Annotated in this window: 22 protein-coding genes and 1 other annotated feature; of the genes, 16 read left to right on the forward strand and 6 right to left on the reverse strand. The window is 39.4% G+C overall.

The features are described 5' to 3' along the window. The first annotated feature begins 3 nt into the window (after positions 1-3). From ytpR to motS, 11 genes are all read left to right on the forward strand, one after another. Positions 4-609: a YtpR family tRNA-binding protein gene (gene ytpR / locus LF822_RS00120; RefSeq protein ID WP_253921938.1), complete on the forward strand. Its 606-nt coding sequence runs from the start codon at positions 4-6 to the stop codon at positions 607-609. Between the two features lie 227 nt (positions 610-836). Beyond that, on the forward strand, positions 837-3,248 hold the full coding sequence (locus LF822_RS00125) for a DNA translocase FtsK (protein WP_256521297.1): 2,412 nt from the start codon (positions 837-839) through the stop codon (positions 3,246-3,248). A gap of 104 nt (positions 3,249-3,352) precedes the next feature. Beyond that, positions 3,353-4,468, forward strand: coding sequence for a nicotinate phosphoribosyltransferase (locus LF822_RS00130; RefSeq protein ID WP_253921939.1), 1,116 nt, complete (start codon positions 3,353-3,355; stop codon positions 4,466-4,468). A 211-nt stretch (positions 4,469-4,679) separates the two neighbouring features. Continuing rightward, entirely contained in the window at positions 4,680-5,993 is a 1,314-nt protein-coding gene (gene murC, locus LF822_RS00135; RefSeq protein ID WP_253921940.1) for a UDP-N-acetylmuramate--L-alanine ligase, read from the forward strand. Positions 5,994-6,143: 150 nt separating this feature from the next. Further along, entirely contained in the window at positions 6,144-6,578 is a 435-nt protein-coding gene (locus tag LF822_RS00140) for a DUF948 domain-containing protein (protein WP_253923420.1), read from the forward strand. Continuing rightward, positions 6,578-7,012, forward strand: a complete 435-nt coding sequence (locus tag LF822_RS00145) for a YtxH domain-containing protein (RefSeq protein ID WP_253921941.1) — start codon at positions 6,578-6,580, stop codon at positions 7,010-7,012. Before LF822_RS00140 ends, LF822_RS00145 begins: the two co-directional genes overlap by 1 nt. Positions 7,013-7,072: 60 nt before the next feature. Beyond that, entirely contained in the window at positions 7,073-7,387 is a 315-nt protein-coding gene (ytxJ, locus tag LF822_RS00150) for a bacillithiol system redox-active protein YtxJ (protein WP_253921942.1), read from the forward strand. Between the two features lie 158 nt (positions 7,388-7,545). Further along, the gene (locus tag LF822_RS00155) at positions 7,546-8,607 is read left to right on the forward strand and encodes a bifunctional 3-deoxy-7-phosphoheptulonate synthase/chorismate mutase (protein ID WP_253921943.1); all 1,062 of its coding nucleotides are present in this window, start codon (positions 7,546-7,548) and stop codon (positions 8,605-8,607) included. A gap of 183 nt (positions 8,608-8,790) precedes the next feature. Continuing rightward, positions 8,791-9,792, forward strand: coding sequence for a catabolite control protein A (gene ccpA / locus LF822_RS00160; RefSeq protein WP_253921944.1), 1,002 nt, complete (start codon positions 8,791-8,793; stop codon positions 9,790-9,792). 49 nt (positions 9,793-9,841) lie between these two features. Beyond that, positions 9,842-10,672: a flagellar motor protein MotP gene (gene motP / locus LF822_RS00165; RefSeq protein WP_253921945.1), complete on the forward strand. Its 831-nt coding sequence runs from the start codon at positions 9,842-9,844 to the stop codon at positions 10,670-10,672. After that, positions 10,662-11,453 (forward strand): flagellar motor protein MotS, encoded by a 792-nt coding sequence (gene motS, locus LF822_RS00170; protein WP_253921946.1) that lies wholly within the window; start codon positions 10,662-10,664, stop codon positions 11,451-11,453. Before motP ends, motS begins: the two co-directional genes overlap by 11 nt. A gap of 46 nt (positions 11,454-11,499) precedes the next feature. On the opposite strand, the gene LF822_RS00175 is transcribed toward motS, so the two are convergent. From LF822_RS00175 to LF822_RS00190, 4 genes are all read right to left on the reverse strand, one after another. Next, positions 11,500-12,675 (reverse strand): acetoin utilization protein AcuC, encoded by a 1,176-nt coding sequence (locus LF822_RS00175; protein WP_253921947.1) that lies wholly within the window; start codon positions 12,673-12,675, stop codon positions 11,500-11,502. Beyond that, the gene (locus LF822_RS00180; RefSeq protein WP_253921948.1) at positions 12,672-13,319 is read right to left on the reverse strand and encodes an acetoin utilization AcuB family protein; all 648 of its coding nucleotides are present in this window, start codon (positions 13,317-13,319) and stop codon (positions 12,672-12,674) included. Before LF822_RS00180 ends, LF822_RS00175 begins: the two co-directional genes overlap by 4 nt. 2 nt (positions 13,320-13,321) lie before the next feature. Continuing rightward, positions 13,322-13,972 carry a GNAT family N-acetyltransferase gene (locus LF822_RS00185; RefSeq protein ID WP_253921949.1) on the reverse strand — a complete coding sequence of 217 codons (651 nt, stop codon included), beginning with the start codon at positions 13,970-13,972 and terminating at the stop codon, positions 13,322-13,324. A gap of 129 nt (positions 13,973-14,101) precedes the next feature. Then, entirely contained in the window at positions 14,102-17,188 is a 3,087-nt protein-coding gene (locus LF822_RS00190) for a transglycosylase domain-containing protein (protein ID WP_253921950.1), read from the reverse strand. Positions 17,189-17,307: 119 nt separating this feature from the next. Next, positions 17,308-17,520, forward strand: a binding site (T-box leader). Positions 17,521-17,574: 54 nt separating this feature from the next. Here LF822_RS00190 and tyrS point away from each other — a divergent pair. The 5 genes from tyrS to LF822_RS00215 all read left to right on the forward strand — a co-directional run bounded on the left by tyrS (position 17,575) and on the right by LF822_RS00215 (position 21,427). Beyond that, the gene (gene tyrS, locus LF822_RS00195; RefSeq protein WP_253921951.1) at positions 17,575-18,843 is read left to right on the forward strand and encodes a tyrosine--tRNA ligase; all 1,269 of its coding nucleotides are present in this window, start codon (positions 17,575-17,577) and stop codon (positions 18,841-18,843) included. 133 nt (positions 18,844-18,976) lie between these two features. Next, positions 18,977-19,132, forward strand: coding sequence for a hypothetical protein (locus LF822_RS00200; RefSeq protein ID WP_253921952.1), 156 nt, complete (start codon positions 18,977-18,979; stop codon positions 19,130-19,132). Positions 19,133-20,152: 1,020 nt separating this feature from the next. After that, the gene (locus tag LF822_RS00205) at positions 20,153-20,461 is read left to right on the forward strand and encodes an SRPBCC family protein (RefSeq protein WP_253921953.1); all 309 of its coding nucleotides are present in this window, start codon (positions 20,153-20,155) and stop codon (positions 20,459-20,461) included. 1 nt (position 20,462) lies between these two features. After that, complete coding sequence (locus LF822_RS00210; protein WP_253921954.1) at positions 20,463-20,810, forward strand: ArsR/SmtB family transcription factor; 348 nt, start codon at positions 20,463-20,465, stop codon at positions 20,808-20,810. 155 nt (positions 20,811-20,965) lie between these two features. Further along, the gene (locus LF822_RS00215) at positions 20,966-21,427 is read left to right on the forward strand and encodes an SRPBCC family protein (protein WP_253921955.1); all 462 of its coding nucleotides are present in this window, start codon (positions 20,966-20,968) and stop codon (positions 21,425-21,427) included. Positions 21,428-21,745: 318 nt separating this feature from the next. On the opposite strand, the gene LF822_RS00220 is transcribed toward LF822_RS00215, so the two are convergent. Beyond that, entirely contained in the window at positions 21,746-22,441 is a 696-nt protein-coding gene (locus LF822_RS00220) for a response regulator transcription factor (RefSeq protein WP_253921956.1), read from the reverse strand. Further along, on the reverse strand, positions 22,419-23,750 hold the full coding sequence (locus LF822_RS00225; protein WP_253921957.1) for a sensor histidine kinase: 1,332 nt from the start codon (positions 23,748-23,750) through the stop codon (positions 22,419-22,421). Before LF822_RS00225 ends, LF822_RS00220 begins: the two co-directional genes overlap by 23 nt. Positions 23,751-24,365: the final 615 nt, after the last annotated feature.

Raw genomic sequence — 24,365 nt, forward strand, 5'->3', positions numbered from 1 at the left:
TAAATGGATGTTTTTTATAACCCGAATGGCATTGGAGATGTGTTGATTGTCCCTATTGCAGATGGCGATCGTTTAAGCACCTCGTTTGAAAGTTATGGAGATGTTGTAAAAATAATTGACCAGGAAAAAGGAAATGTATTAGGTTATAACATATTTAATGCTTCTAATTATTTTACTTTAGCAGAGCATGGAAAAATCCAATTGACAGTATCACTTCTTGATCAAATTAAAGGGTTATTTCACGAAAATAATCTGGATGATTCATTAGAGTTTGACCTTTCTCCAAAGTTTGTGGTTGGATATGTTAGTTTAAAGGAATCGCATAAAAATGCTGATAAACTAAGTGTTTGTCAAGTAGATGTAGGGGATGAAACACTTCAGATTGTTTGCGGAGCTCCTAATGTCGAACAAGGTCAATACGTCGTTGTCGCTAAAGTAGGCGCCACCATGCCGGGAGGAATGAAAATTAAGTCAGCGGAACTTCGTGGTGTGCCCTCTACAGGAATGATCTGCTCAGCCAAAGAACTCGGTCTAAAAGATGCACCTGAGGAGAAAGGAATCCTTGTCTTAAGTGGACAAGAAAAACCAGGTCGTCCATTTGAATTTTAAATGCGGCAGATTTTTTATTTAAGAGAATGCTCGTTGTCACCTGCGTCCGTTAAAGTGACTTGAAGTTCGGTATTTAGAAGCAAAGGGAACTTATGTACTAAGCCCTTTGCTTCTTTTTATTTTCTCATAAATTTTTAAATAGAATGTAAACCAATTCTGCTTAAAAACCTGTTAAAATAAAAGTTACCAATACTTATATAGAGAGAAAAGGAAAGTGTGAGAATATCATGTGGAATGAATTTAAGAATAAATTTAAAGGTCTATTTGAAGAGGATGGCGGCCGTGGCTATAACCAGACGAAGCAAACAAGTAATGGACAGGACCGTAATGAATTAAATGCAAATACGAAGATGACTTATAAATACCCGAAACAAGGTAATTTTCGCTTTCCTGTTATACCAGATACAAAATCTCAGGAGGCTCCTGCGGATAGTGAACGTCAAAGCCGCCGGAAAGAAAGGCATTCATATTCAAACCAGGAGAAGGAAACGCCTGCTCCAAGAAATTCACGAAGGCATCGAACCGCGTCGTCTAGTGAACAGCGGACCAAAGATAAGGAAGTACCAGAAACACCGGCACAGCCTTTTACTCCAACAGATGTACCATCTCCTGTGTACGGTTTTCACCCGCGTTCCACTCCTGCAACTAACTTTGAAGAATTAGTAAATAAAGTAGAGAATAATAATGGGAAAACAGCAAGAATGGAGCAGGCACGGTATGATGAAGAACATTGGCAGAGCGTGCGACAGCGGGTTTTAGGCAAAATCGAATCCAGCAAACGGGCTGAAGAGGAAAAGGAAATAGCGGAAGCGGAGACTGCGGCAGGTTATAACTATGAAGCTAATGAAGAGCTTCCTGTCAGTAACGAAGAACCGCTTGAAGAAAGTGATGTAGTTGAAGAAGGCGTCCAAAATCCGGAGGATAACTTCCCAAATAGTGAAGACCCAGAAGAAGAGATAGAACAGAAAATTAAAGAGGAAAGTCCATTAGATTCTATCTCACAAGAACCGGATCCCATGGAGCAGGCTGAGAGCCCGGAGCAGCCAAAAAAGGAAACAAATAGTTATCAAACTCAGAGAGAACAAAAACCAGCTTCAAGAGAGAAAACAATGGAACGAAAAAGCGTTCCCTTTAATGTAGTTATGACTCCGAGAGACAAACGCTCTCGTGACCAACAAAAAAAAACTCTAAATAAAGGTATTGAAAATGTCCCTGAGCGTCCGCTTCAGCAAGCAACACCTCTTCATTTGTTAAATGATAAGAAGAAGAAATCTACTGATGATGAGGACTGGATAAGGTCTCAAATGGATCTTTTAGAGAATACGCTGCGCCAGTTTCATGTTAAAGCAAAAGTAGTACATGCAATGAAGGGTCCTGCTGTAACCAGGTTCGAGGTACAGCCTGAACCTGGTGTAAAGGTTAGTAAGATTACAAACCTGGCAGATGATATTAAATTGAGTATGGCTGCGAGGGATATAAGGATTGAAGCACCCATTCCGGGCAAACAGGCTGTAGGTATAGAAGTACCTAACCGCCAGCCTGAAATGGTCGGTCTTCAGGAGATCTTTGAATCTGAACCCTTCAAAAACGACCCGTCCCCCCTATCTGTAGGTCTGGGACTGGATATTGGCGGAGAAGCTACCGTTACTAACCTGAAGAAGATGCCACACGGGTTAATTGCAGGAGCAACTGGATCCGGCAAAAGTGTATGTATTAACACGATCTTAATAAGCATGCTTTATAAGGCCCACCATGAAGACGTCAAATTTATGCTGATTGATCCGAAGATGGTAGAATTAGCGCCGTATAATGGTCTGCCTCATCTGGTTTCTCCTGTGATTACGGATGTAAAGGCCGCTACGTCTGCATTAAAGTGGGCAGTTAAGGAAATGGAAGAACGTTATGAGAAGTTTGTAGCTGAGGGTGCAAGAGACGTTGAACGATTCAATGAAAAAATGATTCAGCAGGGTCGTAGAGAAGAGAAGCTTCCGTATTTAGTAATAGTAATTGATGAATTAGCAGATTTAATGATGGTATCACCTCAAGATGTGGAGGATTCTATTTGTAGAATCGCTCAAAAAGCAAGGGCATGCGGCATACACCTTTTATTGGCTACCCAACGTCCATCCGTAGATGTTATCACAGGATTAATTAAAGCCAATATCCCTACGAGAATTGCGTTTAGCGTATCTTCTCAAGTAGATTCACGTACGATCATTGATGCAGCCGGAGCGGAGAAGCTGTTAGGGAAAGGGGATATGCTCTTTATTGAAAACGGATCTGGCCAATCCGTACGAATTCAGGGAGCTTTTGTATCAGATGATGAAATCGAACGCGTAACAAATCATGTGAAGAAGATAGCCCCGCCAAACTACTTGTTTGAGCAGGAGGAATTAATGCAGCAGGTTTCTAGTGAAGAAGCAGCAGATGAGTTATTTGAACAAGCGGTTCAATTTGTGGTTGAACAGAACGGGGCAAGTGCTTCACTGCTTCAACGTCGTTTTAAAGTAGGTTATAACCGGGCTGCAAGGTTAATTGATCAAATGGCCGATTATGGAATTATTTCAGAAGCAAAAGGCAGTAAGCCCAGGGATATATTGCTTACACCCCAGCAGGTAGAGGATATGATGGTACAATAGAGAATTATATAATAGTTGGGGACTTGTGTTAAAGTCCCCAATTTAATATGATAAACAAAGAATATTTAAATGTATGAGAGATCCTATGTTTAAGGAGTTACGTCATGGAAAAAGAAATCGCAAGAAAATTAAATGGTGAAATTTCGCGTTTAACAAACCAAACCTTCAAGTTTGACGAAAGAGTGGCTGAAGGATGGTTTTCCGCTGTCTATTTTTTAAAAACAAAAGAAATTGTTGAACATCATTTGAATGACAACATTGTGACCATGCAATTTTTTCAAAAAGATCATGCGGTTCTCTGTGGAACGGACGAAGCAATCGCTCTTATTCACACTTTCTCTGAACACCCTGAAAAGCTCGAAATTCATTCTTTAAAGGATGGGGACAGGATAGAACCTTATGAAACGGTTTTAACAATTACAGGCCCTTATCAATACTTTGGTTATCTTGAGGGTATTATTGACGGGATCCTTGCAAGAAGAACGTCGGTAGCCACTAATGTTTATGACGTTGTGAAGGCAGCAAGAACATCAGGCAGGCAGAAGCCTATTATCTTCATGGGCGACCGGGATGATCATTTTACTCAGCAGGCGGGTGACGGCTATTCTGCATTTATCGGCGGTTCCACAGCTCAGGCAACTCATGCCATGAATGAATGGTGGGGAAAAAAAGGTATGGGCACAATGCCTCACGCGTTAATTCAAATGTTTAAAGGTGATGTCGTAGCTGCTACACAAGCATATAAGCAGCAGTTTCCTGAAGACGAGCTGATGGCTCTCGTGGATTATAATAATGACGTAATTACCGATTCTCTTAAAGTTGCTCGGGAGTTTGGCAGTGAATTAAAAGGTGTCCGTCTTGATACATCACGGAATTTAGTGGACAAATATTTTTTAAGAAATCAACATTTAATGGGAACGTTTGATCCTCGCGGAGTAAATCCAGAGTTGGTGTTCGCTTTGCGACGAGCTTTGGATGAGGAAGGATTCCAGCATGTGAAGGTCGTGGCAAGCGGCGGATTTACAGAAGACCGGATTCGAGCGTTTGAAGAGTTAAAAGTGCCCGTAGACATGTACGGTGTCGGCGGCAGCCTTCTTAAGATCGGAATAGGCTTTACCGGAGACAATGTCATTATGAATGGCGATCATGAAGCCAAAGAAGGCCGTAGATATAAACCAAACCCTCGATTAGAGAAAGTTCCTTTTCTTACTGAAAACTAAAGACCAATTTATTAGAAGCTTGCTCTTTTTTGGAATCTTTGAAGGGAGTAAGCTTCATGTCGTTTTCCGCTTTTTCTAACCAGGGTAACGTGTTAAAATAGGTTATTAGTAATTGAAACATCTTTGAATATGTACGAGTCTGCATTCGCATGCTAAGAAAAGTTACATATAATACTTAAAGTGTTCCACTTTATTTTGGAGGTACTGGTTTATGACGACTTACCATTTTGTTGGTATAAAAGGAACAGGTATGAGTGCATTAGCACAAATCCTTCACGATTCTGGAGAGACAGTTCAAGGATCAGATATAGATAAACATTTTTTTACAGAAGAAGTTTTAACTGAGAAGAATATCCCTGTCTTACCTTTTTCTGCTGATAATATTGAAGAAGGCCTGACAGTAATAGCAGGAAATGCGTTTAAAGATGACCATGCAGAAATAGTAAAAGCAAAAGAATTAGGATTGCCCTATTACAGGTACCACGAGTTTCTTGGTGAATGGCTGAAGCAATATACAAGCATAGCTGTAACGGGAGCCCATGGAAAAACCTCTACGACAGGTCTGCTTTCTCATGTGTTAAATGAAAATTATCCAACGTCCTACTTAATTGGTGATGGTACTGGAAAAGGAAACGAAAATAGTCAATACTTTGTTTTTGAAGCATGTGAATACCGCCGCCACTTTTTAGAATATTATCCTGATTATGCGATTATGACGAATATAGACTTCGATCATCCAGACTATTTCACCAGCATTGAAGATGTATTTCAAGCTTTTCAGCAAATGGCAAAACAAGTTAAGAAAGGAATCATTGCCTGCGGAGATGACGAACATTTACAGCACATTCAAGCCAATGTCCCTGTGTTATATTATGGACTGTCCGATACGAATGACTTTCAAGCACAAAACATTCACGAAGATGAGAATGGGACCACGTTTGATGTTTTTGTAAGAAATACATTTTATTCTACATTTACAATACCTCAGTACGGTACGCATACTGTACTTAATGCACTGAGTGTTATTGCGATTTGCCACTATGAAGAAATGACAGAGAGTGAAATAAGTAAACTGTCTACTTTTGGAGGGGTTAAGCGCCGTTTTACCGAGAAAAAGTGGAGAGACCAAATATTAGTAGACGACTATGCTCATCATCCTATTGAGATCACAGCTACGATTGATTCAGCCAGAAAGAAGTATCCGGGACGGGAGGTTGTAGCTATTTTTCAACCGCATACCTTTACCCGGACTAAAACGTTCTTAAAGGAATTTGCCCAAAGTCTGGAGCTGGCGGACTCTGTTTACTTGTGTGATATATTTGGTTCAGCGAGGGAGAACAGTGGGAAATTGACCATTGAAAACCTTCAGGAGCTTATTCCTGAAGCTACTATCCTCGATGTAACAGAAACAGAGCATTTATCAGAGCATAAGAATAGCGTATTGCTATTTATGGGTGCTGGAGATATACAAAAATTTCAGCATGCGTATGAGGACATAAGTAAAGATGAAGAGCGTGTAAAATAATTTTACTCGCTTTTCAAATTACTTAAAAAATAAAGAGGAAATCTCTGCACATGTGGCGAATATAAAAATTAAACCAAAATAGTTTATAATTTACTGTTTTGGGTAAATACTAATGTGGTAAATACATATGTGGAGGAGTGTACCTTGGATATGGTTATCATCTTGTACATTTCGGCGCTGATTGCTGCTATTGCATTTAGTGTACTGGTTATTTTTCTTGCCAGAACACTCACAGCTGTCCGCCGGACTATGAACAACGTTGCGGATACCCTTGAGGGGGTAGAGAAGCAATTAGAAGGAATGACCCTTGAAACAACAGCCTTACTAAACAAAACAAACAAACTTGCTGAAGACGTCGGAGAAAAATCTCAAAAATTAAACACCTTAGTTGACGGGGTTAAAGGGATTGGGGATACTGTACAAGAGTTTAATCAGTCGATACGCTCAATATCCAGAGGTTTAAGTCATTCCGCCCAGGACCACAACGAATCTGCCGCCCAGGCTATGAAGTGGGGGCAGGTAGCCATTAACTTATGGAAGAAAGCAAAGAAAGAGGATTTAAAACAAACAGGAGGTAGAGTTTAATGAGTACAGAGAAAAATCAAGTAAATGGGGAAAAACAAACAAACAACACAGCAGGAAGAGATTTTGTATTCGGTTCTTTAATCGGCGGTGTTGTAGGAGCAGTAGTGGCATTACTAATGGCTCCAAAGTCCGGTCGTGAATTACGAGGGAATATTAATGAAAGCTCTAGCGAATGGAAAGCGCGTGCGGGCGAATGGAAAGACCGTGCTGTTGAATCGTCAACCCAGTTGTCAAAAAATGTTTCTGAAAAGTCTCAGGAGCTTGGAACTAAAGTTAAAGATTCTACTAAATCCCTGCAGGATAAAGTAAAGGGGTCTAAATCAAGTGAAGACGAAGAAGCTGAAAAGGCAGCTCAGGAAGTAGCTGAAGCTATCGAAGAAGCAGCTCAAGAACTTGAGAAACAGCAAAGTTCCACGACTTCATCAAATATCTAAAACAAGACAGAGGCACTTGTGCCTCTGTTTTTCTAATTTAAAAAAGTTAGGAGAAGAACCATGATCCATTTAATAAACAGTCAAAATGAATATGAAGAAATTAAAGAGAACCAACCCGAATTTTATTTATTAAAGCACAGCTTGACCTGCCCGGTAAGCTCCAGTGCTTTAAAGGAGTACGAAGGGTTTAGCGATAAGACTGAATCCCCGTGCTACGTGCTGTATGTGCAGGAGGCCAGAGCACTTAGTACCTACATTGCCGAACAAACTCAAATTCGCCATGAATCCCCACAGGCCATTTATTTTAAACAGGGTAAAGCAGTCTGGGATGCAAGTCATTATAATATTAAAGCAGAGACGCTTAGAAATACGTAGAACAGCTTTATATTTAATGATTTAACATCTTTCTTTAAAAAATCTGAATGAATATCCTTATAAAGGGTGACAACAGCGTTAATATTAGCTATAATTGTCCCTAATTATCTATGAAATTATTATAATAATTAGCAATCAAAAATTTAGGAGGATTCAATATGAGTAACCAACAATTAGATGAGCTGCGCGGTCAGCTTGAAGAGGTCAATTTGCAGCTTTTGAATTTAATCAATAAACGCGGTGAACTGGTAAAGGATATTGGCCAAATCAAGGAAAAGCAAGGTATGAATCGTTTTGACCCTGTTCGAGAGCGCGTTATGTTCGATCAAATTACAGAGAATAACAACGGTCCATTTGAAGACTCCACGATCACTCACTTATTCAAGGAAATTTTTAAAGCTGGACTTGAATTGCAGGAAGATGATCATCGAAAGGCTCTTCTCGTTTCCCGTAAGAAAAAGCCCGAAGATACCATTGTCGATATTAAAGGTGATCGTATTGGAGACGGCAATCCTCACTTCGTAATGGGGCCATGTGCTGTTGAAAGCTATGAACAGGTGTCTCAGGTGGCTGAGGCAGTTAAAAAGCAGGGAATCAAGCTGTTGCGTGGAGGAGCATTTAAGCCTCGTACATCTCCATACGACTTCCAGGGTCTTGGTTTAGAAGGTCTCCAGATTCTTAAAGAAGCTGCGGATGAACATGATTTGGCTGTTGTAAGTGAAATCGTGAACCCTGCAGATATTGAGAAAGCTGTAGATTACCTGGATGTCATTCAGATTGGTGCACGTAACATGCAGAACTTTGAACTTTTAAAGGCTGCAGGTTCAGTGAATAAACCTGTCCTGCTTAAACGCGGACTTTCTGCAACAATTTCTGAATTCATCAATGCAGCTGAATATATTATTTCCCGTGGTAATGAAAACATTATTCTTTGTGAGCGTGGTATTCGTACGTATGAGAAAGCTACACGTAACACATTAGATATTTCTGCGGTGCCAATTCTTAAACAAGAAACTCACCTTCCTGTCCTTGTCGACGTAACTCACTCTACTGGCCGAAGAGATCTTCTTCTGCCAACTGCTAAAGCAGCCCTGGCTGTAGGGGCAGATGGAGTAATGGCTGAAGTTCACCCTGATCCGGCAGTCGCCCTATCGGATTCTGCTCAGCAAATGGACATTCCGACATTTGAAGACTTCATGGCAGAGTTGAAAAAACAATAAAATGTTAAGTCAGGCTAGCGAAATAGCCTGACTTATTTTTTTGTAGTATGAAAATCCGTTATAATAGGGAAGGTATTCATATAAGATGCAGAAGGATATACACGAAGATTGCGGAACAGGTACAACTATCGTATGATTATTTTATTAACATGTCGTCAGTAGAATGACGAAGGAGGAAGCAGAATGAATGTAACAATATATGATGTAGCTAGAGAAGCAAATGTATCAATGGCAACGGTTTCCCGGGTCGTGAATGGCAACCCTAATGTTAAACCGGCCACTAGAAAAAAAGTTCACGAGGCGATTGAACGTCTTGGATACCGGCCAAATGCTGTAGCTAGAGGACTTGCCAGCAAAAAAACGACGACAGTGGGAGTAATCATTCCTGATATTTCAAGCATTTTCTTCGCAGAGTTAGCAAGAGGTATCGAGGATATTGCCACGATGTACAACTACAATATTATTTTAAGTAATTCAGATCAGAATAAAGATAAAGAACTGCACCTTATTAATGCTATGCTAGGTAAACAGGTGGACGGACTTGTGTTTATGGGAGGGAAAATTACTGAGGACCATACACGTGAATTTAAAAATGCTTCGGTACCTGTAGCGTTAGCGGCTACAATTGATGAATCAGGTGAAACCCCGTCCGTAAACATTAATTACGAACATGCTGCCTATGAGACAACAGAATTGCTTTTGTCCCATGGACATAAACGGATTGGTTTTGTTTCAGGACCTGAAAATACCGAAATCAATACGCAAAAGCTTGAAGGCTATAAGAGAGCTTTGCGTGATCAAGGACTAGAAGTGGTTGAGAATCTTATTACAACAGGTGATTATTCTTATGATTCAGGGTTAGAAGCATTTGATCAGTTATGGACTTTAGAGGAGAAGCCTAAGGCAATATTTGTAGCATCTGATGAAATGGCTCTTGGAGTGATTCACGGAGCTCAGGATAACGGGGTAAGTGTACCTGAAGAGTTAGAAGTATTTGGCTTCGATAATACTCGTTTAGCTACTATGGTACGTCCAACCCTTTCCACAGTAGTTCAGCCGATGTATGATATTGGTGCTGTCGCCATGAGACTATTAACTAAATTTATGAATAAAGAAGAAGTCGAAGAACAAAATGTAACATTACCTCATCGAATTATTGAAAGAAACTCAACTCATAAGAAATAGTGCCGATATAAATACTGTAATGGTATTTGTGAATCGGGGAGAGAGTTGAATGAGCAAAAGAGATTTACTGACTCCAATAGGTATTACTCTTGGTTTTATTATGGTGATGTTCGGAATATTGACGAATTCGGGATTGGATGGCGTAGCATCGTTTATTCAGGTATCTTCAATTGTTATCGTATTAGGCGGCTTAGCCGCAGCTTTGCTAGTGAATTTCAATCTTTCTGAAATAAAGTTATCGTTTCGTGTTGTTAGAGAAGCTTTTAAAAAAAACGACAGGAGTATCGGAGAATTGATCCAGCTGTTCGTAGGGTTATCCGAAAGAGCGCGGAGAGAGGGTTTACTGGCACTGGAAGCGGAGCTTGAAGAGGTTGAAGATCCATATATAAAAAAGGGAATCCTTCTTGCGGTAGATGGTATTGAGCCTGAAGTGATTAACGATATATTAAGTGCAGAAATTACTGCTTTAGAAGAAAGACACTACCGGGGACGGACAATTATCGAAAAGGCCGGTGAATATGCGCCTGCATGGGGTATGATCGGAACGTTAATTGGTCTTGTGCTAATGCTTCAATCTTTAACAGATCCAGAAACGCTGGGACCTAAAATGGCTGTAGCCTTATTAACCACTCTATATGGAACATTGCTGGCTAATCTTGTTTTTCTGCCTATGGCAGGGAAACTGGCCAACAAAACAGATCAGGAGATTTTTGCAAAGCAGGTCATTATCGAAGGCGTAATTGGTGTACAATCTGGACAAAATCCTAAAATTTTAGAAGAGAAATTAAGTGCTTTTCTATCAGATGAGGATAAGTCAGCAGCTGAGGCGGCTGAGAATGATGATGAGGAACTCGTGAAGGAAACCGCCAATGAAGCTTAAGAGAAGGCATCGGGATAGAACTAAGGGCTCGCCTATGTGGATGACGACCTATGCGGACATGATTACGTTAATTCTCGTTTTTTTTATATTACTATTTTCAATGTCTCAAATTAACTTAGTTAAATTTGATGCGGTTGCTGAATCTTTCAGGAATCAGATGATTTTTGATTTCTATCCATCACCTGTAGAAAATGAAAACCCTACAGAACAAGCTAAAATACAGGAAAATGGTGAGGAGATGAACGAGTTCGAGGAGCCTGTCGAAGATCCAGATGACATTGCTGAGGAAGAGGCAGATCAAGAAGATAGGGATGAAGCTGAATTAGATGATCTTCTAAAAGAAATTGAAGAATTTCTGGAAAATAATGATCTTCAGGATATTATATCTGCTACACGTACTGATCAAGGGGTGGTGCTGGTACTTCAGGAGCAGCTTTTGTTTGACACGGGTGAAGCAGAAATTCTTTCTTCTGGCGAACCATTTTTAACTAAGGTTGGGCAGCTCCTTAAATCTGTTCCTAACGATGTTAAAGTAGAAGGTCACACTGATAACCGACCGATTTCAACCTTGCAGTATCCATCAAATTGGGAGTTGTCGGGCGCACGTGCAGGCAGTGTCATTCGTTTTCTATCCAGTAATACTGAAGGGTTAGAAAGCTCTAGACTGTCGGCAGCTGCTTATGCCGATACTAAACCGGTAAAATCGAATGACAGCGATGAGAACTTACGTGAGAATCGTCGAGTAGAAATTGTAATATTGGATGAAAGCTATTCGCCATAAAAGTAGATAAAAAGTGACTTCCTTTCGTCAGGAAGTCACTTTTTCGTTAAGTAGTCGAATCGAAATTTTTTTGATTGTGAATAAACTGCATACAGTTTTGTAAAATTTTTTTATTCTTTTCTGTAATTTCTTGCTTTCTAGGGATTTCTTTGTAAGGATGAGGTGGATCATTCCATACCCCGGGCAGGACTACCGGGGAATGCTCCTGCCATTTTGTAATCCAGTCCTCAGGCAGCGCCCCGGAGAAAGGGGTACCTGTAACCATTACTTTCCAAATTTGTGCCCATGCCCGTGGTACCACACGCCATATATCATAACCGCCTCCGCCTAAGGCTACCCATCTTCCTTCACAAAACTCATGAGCCAGGTCGTGAGCGATTTTGGGGATTTGTTCATAGATCTTTATAGTAGAGCACAAATGTGTTAAAGGGTCTAAATAGTGAGCGTCCGCACCATTTTGAGTAATTATTATATCAGGCTTAAAATATTCAACGATTTCCTTGAAAGCGTATTCATATAATTCAATAAAGGATTCGTCCTCTGTAAAGGCGTCAATCGGTAAGTTGAACGAATAACCGTACCCCTCTTTTAAACCACGTTCGTTTACATTTCCGGTTCCAGGAAATAAATAACGGCCTGTTTCATGAATAGAGAATGTACACACATTAGGGTCATCGTAAAAAGCCCATTGAACTCCGTCTCCGTGATGAGCATCGGTATCTACGTAGAGAACTTTATAATTTGTTTTCTCACGAATGTATTTAATCCCTACAGCGCCATCATTATAAATACAAAAGCCGGAAGCTTTTCTTTCAAACCCGTGGTGTAAACCACCCCCTAAATTCAGGGCATGCTCTGTTTTACCGTCGAGAACAGCATCAATAGCACTAAGAGTACTTCCTACTAAGAGAGAGGAAGCATCATGCATTCCTTTAAACATAGGAGTATCTTCTGTACCGATTCCATATTCTAACCCTTCATCTTCAGAAAGACCTTCTTCACTGGCTCGTTTTACTGCTTCTACATATTTAGGACTGTGAAATAACTTAAGCTCTTCCTCAGTTGCTTTTCTTGGTTCTAATATGTTCTCTTTTCCCAATACCTTTTCTTTCTCTAAAAGATCTTTCGTCATCGTCACTCTGAGTTGATTAAAAGGGTGATCATCACGAAACTTGTATCTCATGAAATCATCCGTGAAAACAAACTTTGCTTGACAGTTCATGAGGTCATCCCTGGCATTTTAGGCCACAGGACTTCATATCCTGCTTCTCTTAAGTCTTCAATCGTAGGTAAAGGGTTCATTGTTTGAATGCGAATGACGATAATCTTATATTGTGAATCAGGTTTATAGGGATAAATGAGAACAGAGCTTATATTTACTTTTCTTCTGCCAAATACTTGCATAACTTGTGGAAGCATGCCGGGTTTATTAATTACCTTAATTTCAATTTGGGAGCTTTGCACATGAGTGCCTGTGAGCTGTATCAGCGTATGAAGCATATCCTTTTCAGTAATAATACCCACTAGTTGTTCGTTTTTCATTACGGGCACACACGCGATTTCATGTTCGTAAAAAATGGAAGTAACTTCTTCGACAAAATCAAGAGGGTGAACAGAAATTACTGGACTGGTCATAACAGATTGAATAGGCTTTTTTAATTGGCTGCCGTCAGAAGGGGCATCCAGTATGGAAGGACTGGCATCACGTACATCCCTGTCTGAAACTATGCCTATTACACAGTTGCTGCTGTCTACGATGGGTATATGACGGATGTGGTGTTCATTTAATAATTTAAGTGCCGTTTCAATGGGCTCTGAAGGTGTAAGTGTAATCACTTCAGTTTTCATAACTTCTTCTACAAGCAAGATTAATCCCCCTTCACTTTACGGTACTGATTTCTTGTAAGAAATCTCAATTCATTAAATTGATCAATTGAAGGTTGAGGAACATTATTACCAATGCGCACCATCAGGCAGTTGGCCGGGTGTGAAATAATCTCCGGGTCATCTGTTGGTGACGGGGTGAGACCGCCTGCACCCATCATTTTTTCCATAACACGCCGGTAGTCCCATATACTGAGCTTTGTTCCTTTTAAGTCCCAATGCCAATAATACTCAGTTGAAATGATAATATAATTCTCCATAAAAGAATCTAACATTGATAATTCAAGGATTCTAGAACCTACTCGAAACCCTCGAAACTGGGGGATCACTTCAATGGCTCCTAATTCAATTAAATCCGGCATATTACCTTCAGACCATCTTTCCATAGGATCAGGATGAAGATAGGTAACATACCCGACAATGGTTTGCTCATGCGTGGCAGCAATAATTCGTCCTTCCTCAAATTCAGCAATACTTTTTAATGCTTCGAATTGTTTAGCCGGCGGGCGGAATGCGTTTAAATCCTCATGGAATGAATACTCATTAAGCTGGTCGGCTGATAAAGGACCGTGAATGGTCATTAATCCATAGTCTGTTTCAAATGTTCGTTCATTAAAAGTTTTTTTATGTTCCATAGCGTCACCACCTGTTTAAGAGATGAGAACTTCATATAGTTTCCATTATACATGAATGGAAGGTATTTTTAATGGGATAAGAAAAGAAAACTCCAGTCGTAAGCAACTGGAGTTTTCTTAAAAGGGACTTTATTCTTCTTCACTTGAGTCGTCATCTTCAGAAGGTTCTTCTTCTTCAGATTCGTCCTCATCAGTGTTGTCTTCATTAGATTCATCAGAATCGCCAGAATCATCGTTTTCAGAAGCGCCTTCTGAACCTTCGTTATCTTCGTCTTGAGATTCTTCTTCCGATTCGTTTTCTTCCGACTCGTTATCGTCTTCTGAATTGCTGCTTTCTTCACTTTGGCCGTTGTTGTCTGACTCACTATCCTCTGAACTATTGTCTTCGGAAGAGTCATTTTCGTTAGAGTTGTCGTCTGATTCTTCTTCATTAGACTCTCCAGGGTTTCCAACTTCTGTAGTGGAAGAGAGACTGGAGGATTCTCCAAAGTAATCCACGGCTCGAACTGCATAGACTCCATCGTCACCTGAGAAATCATAGTTGGTTCCTCTTGTACTTCCAATTCTAGAAAAGGAGCCGTCTGGTGAGGAAGCTCTGTAAACTCGATAGCCGACTACATCATCGCTGGAGGAATCCGACCAGCTGATCGAAGATGAATCTGCTGAAACGGATCCTGGAGCAGCTGGAGCTTCTCCGTCATTTTCAACTTCATCCGATGATGCACCAGAGCCTTCACCAGAAGGCAGTGCTACATTATCCCAAGAACCAGAGTCAGGGAGTAAATGTTCTAATACATCTGAAGAATCGTAATCATTCTCTTCAAGAAAGTCTGGTTTTATAATGACGCCGTCACCTTCATCAATAATAAATTCACCAGGTGTATTGTCACCAGCAGGATAAATATCTCCTTTAATATCAACAAAATCGCCATTCATTAAACTGTCGTCTTCTTCAGAAGGTGCGAATTCTGAAATGTACATATCGTTTTTAGAAAGTCCTGCCGACTCACAGAGGTCTGAGGCTAACAAACCAGAGGTGGCACAGTAGGAGCGGTCGACAATCCCGTCTGGTTTCTCAAAGTCTCCCTCCGGCACCATTAAGTCAGGGCGGACTTCAGAGACTGCATTGACTACTTCAGCCCATAAGCCTGTGTTTCTTTGGCTGTAGCCATTACTATTAAGTTGTTCCTGGAAGTCGTATCCCATCCAGGAGCTCATCGTTACATTAGGATTTGTTGCTATAAACCAGGCATCTTTATAATCTTGAGAAGTACCTGTTTTACCGGCCCAATCAACCCCTGAGTTCGTAAGTTGTCCCGGTACTGAGGAAGCAGTACCTGAATCGAGAACATCGCGCATCATATCGATAGTAAGATAGTTTGCTTGAGGACTGAATACTTCCTCTCCCTCACTTTGTTCATGTTCGTAAAATGTTTCCCCTTCTTTTGTTTCAATTTTTTCAATCATATAAGCGTCTACATGATTTCCGCCATTACCAAAGGTAGCGTAAGCATTCGTAATATCTTCGTTTTTAACGTCTACAGTACCTAAGGCTAAAGAAGGATAGGAATAGTGTTCTTCATTGAATGTAGTAAAACCCATTTTATCCAAGTAATTTTCACCTGGGTTTTCATCAATGATTTCCATATAGGCTTTAATGGCCGGAATATTATAGGAGTTCTTTAAAGCTTCACGAGCTGATGTAAAACCGCTGAATCCTCCGCCGTAGTTGTCAGGTTTCCCCCCTCCAAACTCTGAAGGGTAGTTATAAGGAACATCAGCGATAACAGATCCTGGCTGTACTTCCCCCATATCAATGCCTGGACCATAGGCTGCCAGGGGCTTCATTGTACTACCTGGCAGTCTTTTAGCCTGGGTGGCATAGTTATATACTTTCTGTTCATAGTCTCGTCCACCTATGAAGCCTAAAATTTTTCTGGAGGAATTTTCGATCAGCGTACTCGCAACTTGCACTGGTATCTCAGTTTCAACAAGTTCTCCATCTTCGTTTTGGAGTTCGACTGTACGGTTGGATCCGTAGTTATTATAATTATCTTTTACCTCCTGCATGACGTCATACACTTCTTTATCGATAGTCGTATGAATTTTGTAGCCACCAGAACTTAACTGCCGCTCGGCTAGAGTTTCATATTCATCTTTCAATTCTTCATCTTCTTCTATATCTTCCATGGAATCTCCATTTTCTTCAGCCAGTTGTTCCACCATTATATCTTTAGCTCGTCTTTGGACTTCATCCGTCAAATAAGGGTATTTTTCCCTTGATTTTGTTGTAGGTTCCGCAAGACTGCCCACTAAATCAAACTCAAGTGCTTCTTCATATTCTTCATCTGAAATATAGTCTGCATCATGCATGTTGCTTAACACGTCTTCCATTCGGTCTAAACCGGGCTGAAGAGCTTCTTCTGATTTAATATCTCCGTTATTTTCAAAAGGAGTATAGCTGTAAGGGTTTTGAGGAAGACCCGCTATAAATGCAGCTTGAGGTATAGAAAGTTCATCAGTACTCACCCCAAATATACCTTCTGCTGCAGTTTTAGCCCCTGCTATGTTATCTCCATTAGAATTTCTGCCAAAAGGGACAATGTTTAAGTATGCTTCTAAGATATCATCTTTCTCAAAGAATTTCTCTACTCGCATGGCGATAAGTATTTCCTTTGCTTTACGTTCGAAAGACACTTCATTAGTTAAAATTTGGTTTTTTACGATTTGTTGTGTAAGGGTACTTCCTCCGGTTTTAACGGAAGAGTTGGTGGCTTCCTGAACAAGTGCCCGCATGACAGCTTTTGGAACCACACCGTCGTGAGTATTAAAATATTCGTCCTCTGTTGAGATAACCGCATTGCTTAAATTATTATTAACGTCATCCAGCGATACTTCTTCACGGTACAGGTCTGTCTGCACATCGCCTAACAGCTCTTCCCCGGCAAAATATACTTCAGAAGTTTCTTCGTAATTGTAAATATCTTCTTCCATATCTGCCTGGCTTCTCGTAGGCTCATCCTTTACCAGCGAAGCAAAGTACCCCGCTCCGACACCTCCTGCAAAGAATAAACCTATAATACCAACTATGATAAAAAATAAGATCACATTCCAAGCCACTTCATAACCGATCCTGCTGTTTTTTTGGATTTTGCCGCTTTGCCAGAGCGACTTCCAATCCACTTTATTACGTTCGTTCTTTGGGTTATTCGACATTGCAAAACCTCCTAAATTCCACACTATATTATAACACATGCTGTGCTTTACGGACATGATTCGATAATAAAAAATGTTGCTTTTCACAAGTGATTGTGCTAATAATATAATACAGTTTAAGATAAGCGATGAATGATTGCAGTAGAATACTATTCCCTGTTTTTAGAGAGCCGGCGGAGGGTGGGAGTCCGGTACACAGTAGTGTTCGAAATACGGTCGGGAGCATTCTTCTGGTATGAATCAGAAGACGGTGTCAATAACCGTTATCATTTCGAGTGGCATAGACTGACTATGCAAGCAGGGTGGTACCGCGAATAGACCTCGTCCCTTTTCATGGGGAGAGGTCTATTTTTATTGGATAAAAACGGAAAAGGGGAAATCGAATAATGAATTTATTACAGGATTTAGAAAAAAGAGGGTTAATCAATCAAATTACAGATGAAGAGGGGCTAAGAAAGCATTTAGAAGAGAAACAGGTGACTTTATATTGTGGTTTTGATCCAACTGGCGACAGTCTGCATATAGGGCACCTGCTGCCTGTGTTGCTTCTTAAAAGATTTCAGCAGGCAGGTCACCGTCCTATAGCACTAGTTGGGGGGGGAACGGGAATGATCGGGGATCCCAGCGGGCGTTCTACCGAGCGGCAGCTTAACTCAGCGGAAGTCGTACATCAGTTTAGTGAAAGGCTTAAAGGACAGCTTGCAAAAATTTTAAACTTTGACGAAGGAGAAAATGCTGCTGCAGCTCGTAACAATCATGAGTGGCTTTCTCAGATGACAATCATTGATTTTCTAAGGGATACTGGAAAGCATTTTGGAGTCAATTATATGCTTGCAAAAGATTCCGTAGAGTCCCGTATTGAAAGCGGCATTAGCTTTACGGAATTCAGCTACATGATTTTGCAGTCTTTAGACTTTCAAAAGTTAAATGAAAAAGAAAACTGCACACTGCAGATTGGCGGAAGTGATCAGTGGGGGAACATTACAGCTGGATTAGAACTTATCCGCCGTTCAGCTGCAGGAGAAAAAGATGTGGAAGCTTATGGATTGACGATGCCTCTTATTACTAAAGCTGATGGATCAAAATTTGGAAAAACAGCAGGAGGAGCTATCTGGTTAGATAGAGACAAGACCTCACCGTATGAGTTTTACCAATTCTGGATCAATGCCGATGATCGGGATGTAGTTAAATTCCTGAAATATTTTACATTTTTAACACATGATGAGATTGAAGAACTTGATAAAGAAGTAAAAAATCAGCCTGAAAAGCGGGTTGCTCAAAAAAGACTGGCTGAAGAAATGACAATACTTGTCCATGATGTGGAAGCACTGAGACAGGCAGAAAGAATTTCTGAAGCCCTATTCAGCGGACACATTAAGGAGCTGACAGGTTCAGAAATTGAACAAGGCTTTAAAGACGTACCTGCTTATACTTCTGAGGTCAAGGATGCTCCGCTGATTGAATTGTTGGTTATGGCCGGTATTTCTTCATCCAAACGTCAGGCCAGGGAAGATATTAATAATGGAGCTATATATATTAATGGCGAAAGAAACCAGGACCTTCATCATACGATTTCGACAGAAGACCGAATTGAAGATCGTTTTATGATTATCCGACGAGGTAAGAAAAAATATTTCCTTATACGTTTTGCTTAATGATATTTAAGACCGTGTGTCCATGACGCACGGTCTTTTCTTCAGGGAAAAGGTAAGGATTGTCACTTATAAATATTAGGAGTTGAGTGAAAATATAAAGGCTCCAATGAAAACTTGTGAGGAGGATATGTAAATGAAAAATAGAAATATTCAATGGCTGCCAATTGTTGCTTCTGTGGGTATAGGTGCTGCAACTTACAGTATGATGACAGGTCAATCTAACCAGCTGACAAGTGTGGTTCAGAGTGCTGCTAAGATGGCTGGCGGCATGCAGCAAAACTCACAGTAAAAGTAGAGCAGTTTACAATATAAAAAAACCCTCGAAGGTATAAATCCTTTGAGGGGTTTGATAAAACTTAAGAAAGTATTAACGAGAGTAGAATTCAATAACAACAAAAACCCTTGCTATATACGGGCTTTTGAGCAATTAGTTACGAATCAGCCCCACTTTTAGCCCCACTCCCATTTAAACTATCACTGAACACTTGAGCAGAAGTAGGATATTTATGTCTATTTCTTGTTCCAAAGGGCTTTTTTGTTTTACAAAATTTTTTGAAGGGGTTGGAATCGGTGATTTACTGGGAAAACGAAAAAATAAAGAACAAACAAGATGAGATTTTAAGATATCTGTATAAGTTTCGAGGTTTAACAAACGAACACCTTAGGAAGCTCATTTACAGAAATTTAAATTCAAAAGAAAGTGTTCAACGTGCCAATATCTCACGGTTTGTAAAAGATCTGAGGGATAAAAAGATGATTGCCTCATACTCTTGTTTGCCATACAGTAATGAATTATTGATTATCTTACTAATAAGGGAGTGAGTTATGCTGTCGACCATATGCATATTTCTACAGATTTAAATGAACAGTTTCTAGGTTTTAAAGATAAACATGGTCTTTTCGAGGCAAAGACTTAAAACCCCCACTTAGAAATATTACTCATGAAATGATGTTCCTGGATACTGTCGTTCATCTAGAAACACGCCCCAATAATCCTATATTAACTAGACACAACCTGTACTGTGTAAAAAACTATGCGTACATAGATAATGGGGAGCAATACAATGGAAAACTCAGACCGGATGGAGAATTATTTGATGGTGTGGTTCGCTATAGAAATTGATACGGGCACCGTAAAAGTCCCCCTGGAGTTATGATTTATCTCAATTTAAAATCTTCAGCAATCAGGCAGGATAATTGAAGACTTGATTTCGAGATAGTATAGAGTGAAGTATAGAATTAAATGTATGACTAATTTTCCCTATGCGCTACACTTTGGTTGACCTTGAGTAAATAAAGGAGGGTAGTAGTGGATAATGATCGAATTGAAAGAGAGATTTTTATTAATGCATCTATCCAAACGGTATGGGAGTTAATTAGCCAACCGGCATGGTGGGTGGGTGATGCACCAGGTCCTGACAAGGTTCAGGTAGATGGTTCACGGGTGGTGGCGGACACGAAGTACGGACAATTCTCGGTGTTAATAGAACAATCAGAACCTCCAATTGACTTCAAAAGACTTGCAGTATCCAAACAAGAACGAAGAAAGTTCTTTAAAGGGAATGCCCGCGGCTGGGAGATGCAAATGGAAGTACTGCGGAAGCGAGCTGAGCAATAAATTGGCCACTACAGACAGTAGTAATTTCGAAAATACCTTGATCGCCTTAGCAGACCCCACACGTCGTGAGTTACTTAACTTAATCGCTTTAAGAGGACAAGCTACAGCAACAACATTAGCAACTACGGTAACCGTATCTCGTCAGGCAGTTGTTAAACATCTAACAATCTTGAAAGATGCTAGACTTGTATCCAGCAATCGTGTTGGGCGGGAAGTAAGATATAAGGTGTGTCCACAGCAACTGTCTTCAACAGCAGAGTGGATGGCAAATCTAGCTGCGGATTGGGATAGAAAGTTAGAATTGATTAAGCGCATGGCAGAAACAAAGAATAATACCGATTTGAATTAACTTATATCGCTGTTGTAAAGTTCGGTTCTGTTGCAATATGAAAGTAATAAAAATATGTAATTACACTATGAAGCAAATATTATTTAAATCTCTTGATTGAAATTAGAGGTAATAAAACGAGCAATAATTCTTGATCGATGAAAGGAGAAAATAAGATGGTAACACTAAATAATGTGCCGGTTGTTAAATCAGAAATGCTGATTCGTAGACCCGTTGACGAAGTATTTGAAGCTTTTATCAACCCGGAAATTACTACAAAATTCTGGTTCACCAAAAGTAGTGGAATATTAGAAGAAGGAAAGCATTTTAGGTGGGAATGGGAGATGTACGGTGTTTTTGATGATCTTTATGTAGAAGAATTAGAGCAAAACAAGTTGATTCGGATCGTATCATCGGACAACACCAAAACCGAGTGGATATTTACTCCCCGAACAGAAAAAGAAACATTTGTCTCTATTACAAACTCAGGGTTTTCAGGCGATGGAGATGATATGGTGAACTATGCCATTGGTTCTATGGGAGGATTCACGTTGGTGCTCTGCGCGTTAAAGGCACTTTTAGAGCATAACATCATCCTGAATGTTGTAGCTGACAAGGCTCCTGATGACCACGTTTAGAATTGCTTTTTTTTCCTAAATATTATATATATTCCTTGATTTTGATCAGCGAACAAGCTCCAATTGTTCGGTAATTTTAACACATGAAGTAGACTCTAACTGGGCAGATTATATACATCAATCAAAGAACGCATGTAACATGATTCTTGAAGCATTGCATAAAGTTACACATTCTACTTATTGCTAGATTGTTCAGACATTCTACTTATTGCTAGATTGTTCAGACATTATAGTTATTTCTATTTTTCAATCTAAACACATGAATGATTGCCCCTCACCGACCTGTTACCCTTAGTATGATCCATATATTTGATTAATCTATGGCTGAAAACGATAACCGGCTCCCCAAACAGTTTGTACATGATTGGGATTAGAGGGGTCTGTTTCAATTTTTTCTCTTATCCGATTTATGTGGACAGAAACTGTTCTACTGTCACCATAGGCATCTAGTCCCCAAATACGTGTATATAATTCTTCTCTAGTGAAGACTGTCTCTGGATTTGTGGCTAGGAAATATAACAACTCATATTCTTTGTTCTTAAAAAATATTTCTTCGTTATCTTTATAGACCCGTCGTGATTGTGTATTTATACGAAGACGCCCATAAACAATGTCTTTAGGAATTGACAGTTGAGGTTCTCCCGATAACATTCTTTCATATTGCGCCAAGTTTGCTTTCACCCTAGCTATAAGTTCTGTTGGAGAAAAAGGTTTGGTAATGTAGTCGTCTGCACCTAAGCCCAATCCTTTAATTTTATCTATATCCTCAGTTTTAGCAGTTACCATTAATATTGGAATATTTAATTGATCTCTAATTCTCCTTATGATTTCGATTCCATCCATATTAGGTAACATTAGGTCTAGCAGTATTAAATCATATTTACCTGACAAAGCATTCTCCAGCCCCTTTTTTCCATCTTCTACAATAACTACTTCATAACCATTAATCACAAGAAAATCCTTCTCAATTTCAGCTATTGCATAGTCATCTTCAATTATAAGAATCCGTTTCATTTTTACCTCCAACTATAGGGAGAGCAATGGTTATGATCAAACCACTATTAGAAGGACTTTTTGCAGAAATAGTACCTCCACATCTCTCTATGATCTTATGTGAAATGGCGAGACCCAGTCCACTCCCCTGTCCAGGGTTCCGTCTAGCTGCATCTGTTCTATAAAAAGCATTAAATAAATTTTTAAGCTTATCTTCGGGCACACCTGGTCCATTATCTTGAAATGTGATTTTTACTTCTTCTCCCCTTGGAATGCATTCTATTGTGAGTGAATTATGTGATTGGTTTCCGTATTTTAAAGAATTCTCAATAATATTTGTGAAAACATTTCGTATTTGAACAGAGTCAACTTTCACGAAAACATTTTCCGCAAAATTTAAAAAGGTTGTTTCCAAACCTCGCTCATTGTACTCTGTTTTGATATTTTGTTCATAGACCTTTAACAACTTACCTATGTCCAGGGTTTCTATTGAAAGAGGGAAATCACCTGTATCCAATTTTGAGAACAAAAAAAGTTGATTGACAACATGATTTAAGTCATCGGTCTTTTTAGTTATTGTCCTTAAATATTCCTTTTTCATCTCTGGATTTGAAGCTACACCTTTTTCTAGACCTTCCACATATGCTTTAATGGATGTAAGTGGTGTACGCAAATCATGTGAAATCCCAGCAATTAATTCTCTCCTATTTTCATCATCTTTCTTTTTTGCTTCTATTAATCGTTGTAACTGCCCAGCCATTTCATTAAAATCCTCACAGACATTTAAAAATTCATCTTTTCTATTGTATCGGAGACGGTAGTTAAGGTTTCCATCACGAATTTCACGCACTCCATCAACAAGAATATCCAAAGGAATCACAATACTCTTGAACACCATCCTGTGTAACAGCCAGATTGCAACAAATAAAATAAGTATCATTATTACAATATCCCAAGGAAAAGGGGGGGTATAACCTTCAATCTTATTTTCTTCATCACCGTATTCATAAGATAAATAAAGTCGATAGTCCCCACTATTTACCGAATATAGTGCCATATTATCCTTAGTAAAATGATGACGAGATTCTTGATCACTAGCTATATCAAAAAGTTCATTTTCCTGAAAACCTCCTATGTCGTATAAGATATTTTCATCTTTATATATAGCAAAAGCAATAGCTTCGCTTTTGTCTAGTATGTCCATCTGCTCAATATCATTAAGTATTAGCTCTAAGTCATCCTTTTCTATCAACTCTTCAAATTGGAAAGCAATTAATAAAATTATAATTATTAATGCATTAGATAAGAATAAGCGAAGTTTTATAGTCAAAACTCTTACACCTCTTTGTCATATCATCCTTTACATTACGAAACACGTACTACTTTCCGTATATTTACGCAAGCTTAACTAGTAATCCATCTTTAACGAACCTATCTTTTGAATCCCTGGGGTTTTTATTTTCATTAGGTTCATCCTTAATGTAATCGTTCTTATCACTCACCCGGCCAGAAATAGAGTCAACTGAATTCCGGTATTTAATTATCAAACCTATTATTCCAAGCAAATAATAATTAGTCATGCACTCATTATAAACACGATTCAGCAACAATTTTAAAAATAATAGGGATATGCCCTTCTTTAAATCATCTAGTAATAGTTTATCAGTTATTTTTAAACTCCTTTATTTTAAAACTTAAACAGTTTTTAAACTAAAGTGACTCTTATAAAATCAACGAAAAGTCATTTATTCCTGTTGCTAAGTAACAGATTGAGTTAACCAAAATATGATTTTTAATTTCAACTGGCGGTAAAAATCCGGGTATTGCAATACTTCCTCGAATTGCTTTCGCTACCTCTCCTTCAGTTAATACAACTAATTCTCCTGAAACTAAATCAACGCAAATAACAGAGAATGGGATATCTAAATCGGAAAAGTGTTTCCCT

The organism is Halobacillus sp. A5 (genome assembly GCF_024189315.1).
GTDB lineage: Bacteria > Bacillota > Bacilli > Bacillales > Halobacillaceae > Halobacillus_A.

Excerpts from the sequence above, each read along its gene's own strand:
- LF822_RS00125 (WP_256521297.1), top strand. The coding sequence starts at position 837 with ATGTGGAATGAATTTAAGAATAAATTTAAAGGTCTATTTGAAGAGGAT.
- motS (WP_253921946.1), top strand. The coding sequence starts at position 10,662 with ATGAAGCTTAAGAGAAGGCATCGGGATAGAACTAAGGGCTCGCCTATG.
- LF822_RS00185 (WP_253921949.1), bottom strand. The coding sequence starts at position 13,972 with ATGGAACATAAAAAAACTTTTAATGAACGAACATTTGAAACAGACTAT.
- LF822_RS00155 (WP_253921943.1), top strand. The coding sequence starts at position 7,546 with ATGAGTAACCAACAATTAGATGAGCTGCGCGGTCAGCTTGAAGAGGTC.
- LF822_RS00190 (WP_253921950.1), bottom strand. The coding sequence starts at position 17,188 with ATGTCGAATAACCCAAAGAACGAACGTAATAAAGTGGATTGGAAGTCG.
- LF822_RS00145 (WP_253921941.1), top strand. The coding sequence starts at position 6,578 with ATGAGTACAGAGAAAAATCAAGTAAATGGGGAAAAACAAACAAACAAC.
- ccpA (WP_253921944.1), top strand. The coding sequence starts at position 8,791 with ATGAATGTAACAATATATGATGTAGCTAGAGAAGCAAATGTATCAATG.
- ytpR (WP_253921938.1), top strand. The coding sequence starts at position 4 with ATGGATGTTTTTTATAACCCGAATGGCATTGGAGATGTGTTGATTGTC.
- LF822_RS00220 (WP_253921956.1), bottom strand. The coding sequence starts at position 22,441 with ATGAAACGGATTCTTATAATTGAAGATGACTATGCAATAGCTGAAATT.
- LF822_RS00215 (WP_253921955.1), top strand. The coding sequence starts at position 20,966 with ATGGTAACACTAAATAATGTGCCGGTTGTTAAATCAGAAATGCTGATT.
- tyrS (WP_253921951.1), top strand. The coding sequence starts at position 17,575 with ATGAATTTATTACAGGATTTAGAAAAAAGAGGGTTAATCAATCAAATT.
- LF822_RS00140 (WP_253923420.1), top strand. The coding sequence starts at position 6,144 with ATGGTTATCATCTTGTACATTTCGGCGCTGATTGCTGCTATTGCATTT.
- murC (WP_253921940.1), top strand. The coding sequence starts at position 4,680 with ATGACGACTTACCATTTTGTTGGTATAAAAGGAACAGGTATGAGTGCA.
- LF822_RS00200 (WP_253921952.1), top strand. The coding sequence starts at position 18,977 with ATGAAAAATAGAAATATTCAATGGCTGCCAATTGTTGCTTCTGTGGGT.
- LF822_RS00175 (WP_253921947.1), bottom strand. The coding sequence starts at position 12,675 with ATGAACTGTCAAGCAAAGTTTGTTTTCACGGATGATTTCATGAGATAC.
- motP (WP_253921945.1), top strand. The coding sequence starts at position 9,842 with ATGAGCAAAAGAGATTTACTGACTCCAATAGGTATTACTCTTGGTTTT.
- LF822_RS00130 (WP_253921939.1), top strand. The coding sequence starts at position 3,353 with ATGGAAAAAGAAATCGCAAGAAAATTAAATGGTGAAATTTCGCGTTTA.
- ytxJ (WP_253921942.1), top strand. The coding sequence starts at position 7,073 with ATGATCCATTTAATAAACAGTCAAAATGAATATGAAGAAATTAAAGAG.